The 11,680-nt window shown below is 34.5% G+C and carries 10 protein-coding genes; 3 read left to right on the top strand and 7 right to left on the bottom strand.

Annotation, left to right across the window (positions count from 1 at the left end; genetic code table 11):
* Nucleotides 1–97: 97 nt before the first annotated feature.
* The 6 genes from tnpA to M2373_RS02390 all read right to left on the bottom strand — a co-directional run bounded on the left by tnpA (nt 98) and on the right by M2373_RS02390 (nt 6,532).
* Nucleotides 98–562 (bottom strand): IS200/IS605 family transposase, encoded by a 465-nt coding sequence (gene tnpA, locus M2373_RS02415; protein WP_259107060.1) that lies wholly within the window; start codon nt 560–562, stop codon nt 98–100.
* Nucleotides 563–645: 83 nt separating this feature from the next.
* Complete coding sequence (locus tag M2373_RS02410; RefSeq protein WP_259107058.1) at nt 646–3,039, bottom strand: 3-hydroxyacyl-CoA dehydrogenase/enoyl-CoA hydratase family protein; 2,394 nt, start codon at nt 3,037–3,039, stop codon at nt 646–648.
* 21 nt (nt 3,040–3,060) lie between these two features.
* A complete protein-coding gene (locus M2373_RS02405) occupies nt 3,061–3,510 on the bottom strand; it encodes a MarR family winged helix-turn-helix transcriptional regulator (protein ID WP_259107590.1) in 450 nt (149 codons plus the stop codon).
* 165 nt (nt 3,511–3,675) lie between these two features.
* Entirely contained in the window at nt 3,676–4,599 is a 924-nt protein-coding gene (locus M2373_RS02400) for an ABC transporter ATP-binding protein (protein ID WP_259107055.1), read from the bottom strand.
* Between the two features lie 390 nt (nt 4,600–4,989).
* On the bottom strand, nt 4,990–5,961 hold the full coding sequence (locus M2373_RS02395; RefSeq protein WP_259107053.1) for an iron ABC transporter permease: 972 nt from the start codon (nt 5,959–5,961) through the stop codon (nt 4,990–4,992).
* A gap of 16 nt (nt 5,962–5,977) precedes the next feature.
* Nucleotides 5,978–6,532 (bottom strand): TlpA disulfide reductase family protein, encoded by a 555-nt coding sequence (locus M2373_RS02390; protein WP_259107051.1) that lies wholly within the window; start codon nt 6,530–6,532, stop codon nt 5,978–5,980.
* A gap of 32 nt (nt 6,533–6,564) precedes the next feature.
* On the opposite strand from M2373_RS02390, the gene M2373_RS02385 reads away from it, so the two are divergent.
* On the top strand, nt 6,565–7,689 hold the full coding sequence (locus M2373_RS02385; protein ID WP_259107048.1) for a ferredoxin--NADP reductase: 1,125 nt from the start codon (nt 6,565–6,567) through the stop codon (nt 7,687–7,689).
* A complete protein-coding gene (locus M2373_RS02380) occupies nt 7,686–8,303 on the top strand; it encodes a vancomycin high temperature exclusion protein (protein WP_259107046.1) in 618 nt (205 codons plus the stop codon). Before M2373_RS02385 ends, M2373_RS02380 begins: the two co-directional genes overlap by 4 nt.
* On the opposite strand, the gene M2373_RS02375 is transcribed toward M2373_RS02380, so the two are convergent.
* Entirely contained in the window at nt 8,300–10,900 is a 2,601-nt protein-coding gene (locus tag M2373_RS02375; protein ID WP_259107044.1) for an outer membrane protein assembly factor, read from the bottom strand. The genes M2373_RS02380 and M2373_RS02375 overlap by 4 nt on opposite strands.
* Between M2373_RS02375 and M2373_RS02370 the strand changes: the two genes are divergently transcribed.
* A complete protein-coding gene (locus tag M2373_RS02370) occupies nt 10,886–11,611 on the top strand; it encodes an RNA methyltransferase (protein ID WP_259107041.1) in 726 nt (241 codons plus the stop codon). The two genes, M2373_RS02375 and M2373_RS02370, sit on opposite strands and share 15 nt — an antisense overlap.
* The last annotated feature ends 69 nt before the right edge of the window (nt 11,612–11,680 follow it).

Below are 11,680 nucleotides of genomic sequence, written 5' to 3'. Positions count from 1 at the left end.
GACTAATATTAATTTTTTGAGAATTTTTGCCTCGTAGAGGTAAAATGTTAATAGCTTTTGTTTTTTGTCAATCACAGAGCTCCGTAGGAGCGACCTGTTAATCCTCAATCCATTCAAATAAATATTTCGGATCATATTCAATTTCAAATTTTGACATAAAATCTAAATATTCTTCTTTAAATGTTTTCTTTTTATGATGTTCTTCTTGGTTTGAAATGTATTTAACAACAGAATCTACACTGCTTCTAGAATAAGAGAAAGCTCCGTATCCTTCCTGCCAATTGAATTTTCCATTGATCCATCCTTTTTCATTAATAAATTTTGACGAACCCGCTTTAATATCTCTTACTAAATCTGAAATCGATATGGTTGGGCTTATACTCAAAAGAATATGAACATGATCAGGCATTGCAAAAACTGCGAATAATTTTTGATTTCTATGGGAAACAATACCTGTTATAAATTTATGTAATTCCTCTCTGTTTTCTTTTGAAATCAGGCTTTGCCTTCCTTTGACGGCGAAAACAATTTGGATATAAATTTGTGTGTATGTGTTTGCCATAAAACTAATAGGTCGCCTCTACGAGGCTCAATATCTTCTAAAATTATTCTGCTATTAACAGTTCGCTCCTACGGAGCTCCCCATTAATTTCTCAAAGGTTTTCCGTTTTGTAACATATATTGAATTCTCTCCAACGTTTTTCTCTCACCACAAAGCTGTAAGAAGGTTTCTCTTTCAAGATTCAATAAATATTGTTCAGTTACGACTGTTGGTTCAGAAAGATTTCCTCCGACCATTACGTTGGCTAATTTATCTGCAATTTTCTTGTCGTGTGCAGAGATAAAGTTTCCGGTTAACATTTGGTCAGTTCCAACATAGAACATTCCCAAAGCATCTTTACCTAAAACTTTAACTTTCTGTTCGATTGGTTGAGTATACCCTTGTTCCGCCAATAATTTTGCAACTTTTTTAGCTTCTGCAATCTGTCTGTTCTTGCTTACGGAAACGATATCTTTTCCTTTTTCAAGAATTCCCATATCGTAAGCTTCATAAGCGGAAGTTGCTACTTTACCCATGGCAATATTCATGAAAGCTTCACGAAGTCTGTTGTTTTTAACATCATCGCTGTGGAATTCTCTTGAAGTTCTTAACGTCAATTCTTTCGTTCCACCACCTCCAGGAATTACACCAACTCCGGTTTCAACCAATCCGATGTAAGTTTCTGCTGCAGCAACAACTCTGTCGGCGTGCATTGTCATTTCGCAACCGCCACCAAGCGTCATTCCGTGAGGTGCAACCACCACTGGAATAGAGGAGTAGCGAACTCTCATCATCGATTTTTGGAAATAAGCGATCGCCATGTTCAAATCATCCCAATCCTGTTCGATAGCCATCATTAAAATCATCGCTAAATTGGCTCCAACAGAGAAATTGGTACCTTGATTTCCGATCACTAATCCGTCATATTCTTTTTCAGCTAAATCAATGGCTCTGTTCAATCCATCCAGAACTTCGCCTCCAAGAGAGTTCATTTTAGAACGGATTTCAAAGTTGATAATTCCGTCGCCCAAATCTTCAATCGAAGCTCCTGAATTACTCCAAAGTGTTTTATTTTTTCTGATATTATCTAAAATAATGAAAGCATCCTGACCCGGAATTTTGTTGTATTCTCCTGAGTTTTTATCAACGAAAATACTTTGCCCTTCATTATTAACTTTATAGAAAGACTCTACATTTTTCACCCAGTCTGAAACTTCGTAACCTGCATCTTTAGCCAATTCAATACCTTTTTGAACGCCAACGGAATCCCAGATTTCAAACGGACCGTTTTCCCAACCGAAACCTGCTCTCATGGCATCATCGATTTTATAAACTTCATCAGAAATTTCGGGAACTTTATGCGAAACATAAGCGAATAATGCACCTAGAGATTTTCTGTAAAGCTCTCCAGCTTTATCTTTTCCGCCAATTAAGACTTTAAATCTATCAATCGGCTTATCAATATTTTTAGTTAATTCTAAAGTTGGAAATGAAGATTTTCCTTGAAGTTCATATTCTAAAGTATCAAGATTTAATCCGTGAATTTCAGATTTTCCTTCTGCATTTTTCACTTTTTTATAGAAACCTTGCTCCGTTTTTGAACCTAACCATTTGTTGTCAACCATTTTCTGGATGTAATAAGGAAGAGCAAAAACATCATTGAAATTATTGGTTTCAGCACCGCTCTGACGAACGCCATTTGCAACCATGACCAATGTATCCAATCCAACAACATCAGCCGTTCTGAACGTTGCCGATTTTGGACGACCGATTACCGGACCGGTCAGTTTATCAACTTCAGAAACAGTTAAACCTAATTTCTGAACATTATGAAGCAAATCCATCATCGAGAAAACTCCGATTCTGTTGGCGATAAAGGCTGGGGTATCTTTTGCTAAAACGGTTGTTTTTCCTAAGAATTTTGCCCCGTAATTCATATAGAAGTCAATTACTTCAGGAGCAGTGTCGTTGGTAGGAATAATTTCTAAAAGAGGAAGATATCTCACAGGGTTAAAAAAGTGGGTTCCTGCAAAATAATGTTTGAAATCATCACTTCTTCCTTCTACCAGCATGTTAATCGGAATACCGGAAGTATTTGAAGAAACTAAAGTTCCGGGTTTTCTGAACTGTTCGATTTTTTCGTAAACTGATTTCTTGATATCCAGTCTTTCAACCACAACCTCAATAATCCAGTCTGTATTTTTTATTTTTGGTAAATCATCATCAAAATTTCCAACTTTTATTCTATCCGCGAATTTTGGAGAATAGAGTAGAGCCGGACTTGCCTTTTTCAGTTTTTCAAAGTTCTCAGAAGCGATTCTGTTTCTTACCGCTTTGTCGTCTTTGGTCAAACCTTTTTTCTGTTCTGCTTCAGAGAGTTCAAAAGGAACGATATCCAAAAGCGAAACTTCAACGCCAATATTGGCAAAGTGCGCTGCAATACCGCTTCCCATAATTCCTGAACCAAGAACCGTTACGTGTTTGATTCTTCTTTTCATTTGATTTATTGATTTGTTATATTATTTTTTGTTGTTTAAATCGGTCGCGATTTTCATAATTTCGCACATCACTTCCTTGAAAGTTTCCAACTTTTCGGGAGCAATTTTCTCCATAACCCTTTTGTTGAAGTTGACAACAACTTCTTTAGACATGTTTCTGGAGTTCAGTCCTTTATCGGTAAGTTTAATGATAACTTCACGTTTGTCCGTAGTCGTTTTTTCCTTATAGATATATCCGTTGTCCTCCAAGAGTTTAATAATTCTTGTAAGAGAAGTCGGCTCGATGGCCATTTTAGGACCAAGGTTAGTACTTCGTGTTCCTTCTTTAGGGTCAATTTTCAGTAATGTGAGCGCTTGAACAGCCGTAGAATCATGCTCTTGGGCAAGATCGGTGTACATTTTAGAAACAGCTAGCCAGGTCTGTTTTAAAATTAAATCTACGTTTTCTATTTTATCTTTATTATTATCCATCATTTTTGTTGAAATGGTTTATTCCAAATGTAGTAAATATTATGCATGCATAGTATTTATTAACGTTAAAATTTGTTAATAATCTGATAGTAAATAGGTTAAATTGTATGATTAGCATAATACTATGCATGCATAGTATATGAATAGTTTAAATAAAAAGCGGTATTAGTAAATGGTTTTCACGAAATTAACTATTTCTTCGAAGGATTCGCACTGTTGTTTTGAGGAATCATTGGAAATAACCCAAAACTTGTTGTGGAATTCAAAATTAAGAGCAGAGAGGTCTTTTTGAAAGTTTTTTTGAAGCAAAGAATACAACATTTCTTTATAAAAATCGGGTGCGATGATTTTTGGAGCAACAAAATTATCATTAATCTGAAATAAAGAAGCATTGGTGAGCTCTTCATGCTGAAGCAAAATATCCTCAACAATTCCGGAGTATAAATGACTGTCTTTTACATACCATATTTTATCGGCGAATTCTTTTGCCAAGCGCCAGTCGTGAGAGGAAAAAAGAATCAGTTTATTTTGTTCCTGGGCTAATTTTCTAAGTGTTTTAAGAATGATGATTTTATTTTTTTCATCTAAATGTGTTGTAGGCTCATCAAGAATAATGATAGGCGAATTCTGTGTTAAAGCTCTTCCAATAAAGGCTTTTTGAAGATTTCCGTCTGAAAGGTTTTTAAGTAAAGTATTTTTATATTGAACCAAATCAAGTTCTTCAATGATATGCGAAACTTCGTCTCTGTCTTCTTTTTTAAGCTCAAAATAAAAAGGATAATAAATATATTTTCCTAGTGAAATCAAATCTTCAACCGTATAATTCTGCGGAATTATTGATTTTGAAAAAACAACAGCAATATTTTCTGCGATTTCTTTAACGGAAAGATTCTTAATGTTTTTTTGATTAATAGAAATTTCTCCACCTAAAAGTGGGATTTGATGTAAAATAGATTTAATTAAAGTAGTTTTTCCGACACCATTATTACCAATCAATAGGCATACTTCTCCTAAATTTAAATTGGCAGTTGCATTTGAAATTAGGGTTTTGTTGTAGCCTATGTTTGCTTGGTTAATTTGTAGGTGCATTTTGTTGGTTTTTCGCAAAGACACAAAGTTCTTTTTACAAAATTACTGTTTTAAGACGCAAGGAATTTGACTTTGTCAAATTTTAATGCAGATTATTTATATGAAGTTTATAATTCTTGTTACTCCATTCTTGAAAAGATCGCTTTGAAAATTTAATAATAATCCTAATTTGCAATTTGTCATTTTTAAAAAGCTAGAAGTTGTGATTTATGCGTTGGGTTAATATAATCAACTGTTTTTATTTCTAAAATTAATTCATTTTCTATCATTTGTATTGTTTCTGATTTGAATAATACAATATGCAGTTTTAAATTTTATCGAAGATAAAATCCTTGAGTCTAAAAGCACAAACTTAAAGAAAATAACTTTGCACCTTCGAAAAACCAATACCTAAACTTTATTCTGTTTCAAAAGCATCATTAAAATCACAGGAATTCCAAAAACAGAACTTATCACATTCAAAGGAATCTGAGATTTTTCAGCGATTATTGAGAAAAATAACATCATTAACATACCCAGGAACATATTTAAAATCCATTGCTGCCAGAGTTTTGCAGGATTATAAATCAATCGGCAAAAATGGGGGACAATAATTCCTATGAATAAAATAGGTCCCAAAAATGCCGTAATCGATGCCGAAAGCAGGGAAGAAGCAATAATGATCAAAAGTTTTAATTGACTTAAATTGACTCCTAGACTTTGTGCATAGGAGCTTCCCAATGAATTTCCAATCAACGGTTTTATGCTTTTAAAACAGATAAATAATCCTAATAAAACCAATATCGATAATACATAAATTTGGTTTCGTGACACCATATTATTGGCTCCGAAAGACCATAAGATATAGTTTTTTAAGCTCTGATTTTCTGCATAAAACTGAAGCAGTGAAACAATGGCCCCGGCAAAAGCCGAAACCAGAAAGCCGAAAATTATTAAATAAGATTTATCCTGAAATTTATTTGACATCGATAATAAAACCAGCATCAATAATAAACTTCCGATAATCGCAGACAAACTTAAAAAACTGTTCTGAAGGAATTCCGGAAGCAGAATGTCATGTGAAAAAAAAATGTAAAATGCCACGGATAAACTGGCAACGGAGGTGATTCCTAAAATATCAGGTCCTGCCAATGGATTTTGAAAATATTCCTGCATCAGAAAACCTGAAGTAGGAATTGAAATTCCTGCCAACAGCATCACCAAAACACGGTTTATACGGATTTCTGCAATCTGACTGTTGGACGAGTCATAAAAAAAATCCTGAAAATTTAAATGTAAAAATCCTGTATTCACGTTGATTATCGCGGTTAAAATAATAGCGACTAATAACAATAAACACAGGATTTTAAACTTATTTGACATAAAAAGCCTGTAAGTTTTATTTTAAAAGAGAGCTAATCTTATCATTAAGCTGCTCCTCTGTAATCATTCCCAAAGTTTCGTCAGTTTTGTCTCCTTTTCTCATGAAAGTAAAAGGAATAGCGCTACCTGTCCATTCTTTGAAATTGGTGCTAAAGAATTTTCCATCCAAAAGTTCACCATCCAGCAGAACGGTGTTGTTACGAATCCCCTGTTCATCTACGAAACGGGGAACATCTGTATTCCAGACGTTTTTGTTATCAAGGCTTATGAATGTAATTTTTACAGGCTTGCCGTTTAATTCCTGAATTTTATTTTTAAAATGCGGAATTTCTCTTACACAAGGACCACACCAAGTGGCAAAGAAATTAGTCACATATAAAGTATCGTTCTTTTTACCCAAAAATTCGGAAGCCTGTTGTGGAGTCACCATTTTTAAAGCTACAGGAGCCGAAGTTGGCTCAGGGGTTGAAACTGAATCTGTTGTAGCTGTTTGATCTTCAATTTTCTGATTTTCCTTTTTGCAGCTTGAGAGTGCAAGTACAACAAACGTGGATAAAATTATCTTCTTCATAATTATTTTTTATCTATTTTTGAATTGAAGTTATGGAACAACAAATCTATAAAGGGAAACTGACGCAGTTTCATTGGTTAAAAATAGCGAAAAAGGAAGAACTGACCAAAAATACTTTCTCTTTGGAACTGGAGATTCCGGAGAGCTTACAAGATCAATTTCAATTTGAAGCAGGGCAGTTTGTAAGTGTAAAATTTCAGTCGCATGATGAAGATGTCGTCAATGATTATTCGATGACTTCAGCGCCTTATGAGAAAAAAATTGCTTTAGGAATAAAAATGAACTCTTCTGATGGTGCAGCTTCACAATTGTTCAAAAATTATAATCCCGGAGATGAGCTTTTGGTGAGTGAACCTGCCGGCAGGTTTACTTTAGTCTCAAAACCAAGTGAATTCAGAACGATTGTGGGATTTGCAGCCGGAATAGGAATTACTCCGATTTTAAGTCATTTTAAGAATATTCTTCATAATGAACCCCGGACAAGATTATTTTTATTCTTTGGAAATAAAAGCTCTGAAGATCTGGTGTACAGAGATGCTTTGGATAATCTGACCCGAACCTGCGGCGACAGATTGCAGATTTTTTATTTCTTTTCACGTGAAAAACCTTCTAATCATTTCTTTTACGGAAGGCTAGATGAGAAGAAATTAAATTTAATTATTAATCAAATTCTACATTTAGATGATACGGATGAAGAATCTACCATTTGGGATGCTGTAGATGAAGTCCTGATCTGTGGAAAAGGAGAGATGATTAAAACCCTTGCCAATGCATGTTATCATCACGGAATTCCGAAAAAAAATATTCATTTTGAACTTTTTGAAGAATTTAATGACGATATTTATCCTATTGAAAAAGAGTTTCCGTTAATTGAAAATGTAGCCGTTGATTTTCAGATGCTGGGAAAACAATACCATACAGAACTTCCGGATAATACTGAAAAAGTTCTGCAGCAGCTGTTAATCCAAAAATTTCCTGTTCCATATTCATGCAAATCGGGAATCTGCGGGAGCTGTGAGTGTATTTTGGAAGAAGGAGAGGTGGAATTGCTTGAAAATGAATATTTAACAGAAAAAGAAGAACAAAAAGGACATATTTTAGCTTGTATGTCGATTGCTAAAAGCAAAAAAATAAAGCTTAACTTTGATCTGAGTTGAGAATTGTAAAGAACATATTTAATCTTGGTTTTATATCGATAGAAATTGGTATACTATTAATATGTCTTGCCAATGCCTGGGTTTTTGCTCTTACCGGAGGAAGAACGTATACAAAAATTTCTAAAATACCGCCTCGTGAGATTGCTTTGGTCTTGGGTACTTCACCCAAAATGAAATCTGGGCTTTCTAATCCTTATTTTACCAAAAGGATGGATGCAACGGCTTTACTTTATCATCATGGGAAAATCAAACAGATTATTGTAAGCGGAGAAAAAAGCAAAGGTTACAATGAGCCTGCAGCCATGAAAAAATACCTTGTTTATCAGGAAGGTGTTCCGGCCGATATTATTGTAGAAGACCCTAAAGGTTTTAATACCTACAAAAGTATTCTTCGCTGTAAGGATGTTTATAAGAAAGATAATGTGATTATTGTTTCACAGGGATTTCATAATTTACGGGCCTTGTTTTTTGCCCGAAACAATAATATGAATGCGTTGGGCTTTGATGCTCAAGATGTTTCAAAACCCGAAAGTTACTACAGAAACCAATCCAGGGAAGTTCTCGCCAGAGTGGCTGCTGTAGTGTATTTTACATTAGGTATTTCCCCTGATTAAAAAGGATATCCAAATGCGATATTTAATGTCGGTTTGAAAGGCTGGAAGTTATTCAGTCTCCATTTTTCGCCATCTGGCTTGTTAGGATCGTATATTTTATATGCCAGATCCAGTCTTAAGGTGATGTAGGCTACATTTACCCTTAAACCAAATCCACTTCCGACACCTACCTGACCTAAAAATTTATTAAATTTAAATTCATCACCATAGCCGTCATTGAAGTTTCTCAGACTCCATGTATTACCGATATCGGTGAAGATTGCAGCTTCATACATATCGGTGATAGGCATTCTGTATTCAATATTGGTGGTTAGTTTTACGTTGTCTGTCATGTATGTTCGGACTCTTTCATCAACCTGAGAATCTGCAGGACCCAGTCCTCCAAAAGCTACCCATGCCCTGATATCATTGGATCCTCCATTAAAATAAGATCTGATAACAGGCATGGTAGAAGAGTTTCCGTAAGGAACTCCCACACCGACAAACTGACGTAAAACCAAAGTATTTCGGTTAATTTTAAAATATTTTCTTACATCGATATCAAACTTCACAAACTGAGCGTAAGGAATACCAAAAATTGTTCTTTGAGGACTTGTGACAATACCACCTCCATCATCTCTTTTTTGGTTAAAAGCACTTAATATATTTCCGGCAAGCTCTATTTTCCCATTAAAATAGAAGGCATTCGGATAGTCTTTTTTTCCAATCTCGTTATAAACGAAATTATAAATCATAGATGAAATCAGGACATCCTGTGTCTGTCTGTCCTTGTTGATCAATGTTCCTGTAAAAGCATTATAAAGATCCAGACCTTGCTGATCCAAATTTCCAATATAATTCTCATCATTAATAATATCCTCGGAAACCTTATCGATAGATACCAGACCGGCAAGAAAATCCTGCTTTAATATAGGGTGAGATATGAAATAATCATTGAATATTTCTTCGCGGATACTATTGTCATTAGGAAAATAATCATAGTAGGCAGCTTTATTTTTTGTTAAACTCAGCTGGGTATTGAAAAGTGTTAGCCTGTGAGACACTTTATCATTTACCGTTGCCATATAATTTAAACCAGTATTAAAGTTAACTCTTCCTAATCCAATATTGTTCTGAACAGAAGCTCCTAATACAATAGATGAAGTCGGGCTGTATCTTTTTGGAAGCCATTTATAATAATCAAACGGTAACAGCAGTCTTGGGAAATTTAAAGATGCCTGTGCAGATATTTCATAGGCTAAAACTCTTTTACTGATATCTTTTGTACTTCGGATAGAACCAAATGTTCCCGAAAGACTGGTTGAAAGGTTTTCGGCACCGTTGAAAACATTTCTAGTTGTCAGGTCAATAGAAGGCGATACTCCAAGATTCAGCAATTGGGAGTAGTTCACATCTGTACCCACTTTTAATTCATATTTTGGAAGTGGCTTCAGGACATACATAACGTCAACGATACTGTCATTCGGAGAAGTTCCACCGCCTCTTCTCAAGGAATCTTTAGCTTTCAGAACACTGAAATTGTTCATCGATAAAAGATTTCTTTTGGTAAGATCCAGTTTCTTCTGGTCATAGATCTGCTTATTTCCAACAATAATAGCCCTCCATAATGAGCGCGTTTTGTACTTGTCGGTTGTTTTATGAAAATTAATTCCTCTTAAACTGTCTTTTTTTGTTTTTTTGGGAAAATCACTCATTTCATCAACAATGGCCACATCAATATTACCTATCGTTGCTCTTTTATATGGTGAGTCTATAGAATCCCTGTGTATTTCCAGCGTAAGAGGGACTTGTTTTCTGCTTTTTAAAGAATCCGCTACAAAATATATTTCGTCCCCAAGACTATTGAATTTATAATAACCATAATCTCTCATCTGATCATTAATTCTTGTCACTTCTTTTTCCAGAACGGTCTGATCAAGAATTTTACCAGATCTTATAAGGCTCTCATGGATTTTTTGCTGATAAATATTTTTAATAATAGGATCTGAAATATTGTAATAATATTCCTTGATGATCGTAGGGTCATTATGCGTAATAAAATAGTTGACAGCCGCTTTTTTAGCCGCAGAATCAAGCTTATGCTTAAATTTTACTTCTGCATCCCAGTATCCTCGGTAAGTTAATCTCTTTTCAATAGATTCAGCTCCTTTTTCAGTTTTTGTCTGGTCCAAAATTACAGGAGGAGATCCCCAGCTGTGATAAAGTCTGTCTAAGAATAAACTTTTTCCGACACTGCTTTTCATATTGTATTTCAGAAAAAGAGAATCCCTTAGTTTTTGATTTCTCATCTCTCCGGGATACGTCATATATTCATTGAGAATAGTATCGTATTTCGGATTGGCGGCATTATATAACCACAAACTTAAAGGCATGAAAATTAACTGCTTTTTATTAGGCTTTTGCTGTGCGTAACCTTTTAATTCACTGTCAAATGGCTGCTTTTTATCCTCAAATTCAAATGTGTTGGAAGATAGCAGATATTCACCATCCGGAACTTTTTTAGTTGTACTACAAGCATAAAGGAGGCTAACAAATGTTGCAAATGAAATAATTTTATAATATTTTTGAGGAGAATTCTTATAATGCTTACAGCTCATACAATAAAAATTTTACAGTCTTTAGATAAAAAGAAGTTCAGACAAAAATACAATTTGTTTTTGGTTGAAGGTAATAAAATCATTTGTGAACTTTTCAAATCTAACTTTAAAATTAAAGAAATATTATCTACCGATCCGCAAAAATTGGACCGTACAGATGTGCCCATTACTCATATCTCTGAAAATGAGCTTAAAAAAATCAGTTTTCTTAAAACGCCTAAAGATTCTATAGCGATTTGCTATCTTAATGAGGAAGAAAAACTGGAAGACAAGAAAGTGCAGCTGGTTTTGGACGGAATCCAGGATCCCGGTAATTTAGGGACTATTATAAGGCTTGCGGACTGGTTTGGTATTGAGCAGATTATTTGTAGTGAAGATACGGTAGATTTTTATAATCCTAAAGTTATTCAGGCTACGATGGGATCTTTTGCAAGAGTCAATATTGTTTATACTGATCTTGTAGAGTATCTTTCAAATACTGAAAATGTAAATATTGGAACCGATATGGAAGGTGAAAATATTTATTCTTTTGAAAAACCTGAAAAATTAAATTTAATTCTGGGAAATGAGGGCAACGGAATGCGTCCGGAAACTGAAAAATTACTTCAGAAAAGCATCAGTATCCCAAGATTTGGAAAATCACAGTCTACAGAAAGCCTGAATGTTTCTATGGCTGCAGGGATTATTTTAGGACAATTGTACTCAAAATAAAAAAGAAATTAGAGGTTAGAAATTAGTAAAACTTAACAATTGTTTTAGACTAACTTCTAACCTCTAGTT

Origin of the sequence: Chryseobacterium sp. JUb7, from assembly GCF_024806495.1 — a bacterium.
Taxonomy (GTDB): Bacteria; Bacteroidota; Bacteroidia; order Flavobacteriales; family Weeksellaceae; genus Chryseobacterium.
The sequence above is the reverse complement of the archived record's forward strand: the minus strand, read 5'-3'. Positions and strand labels throughout refer to the sequence as shown.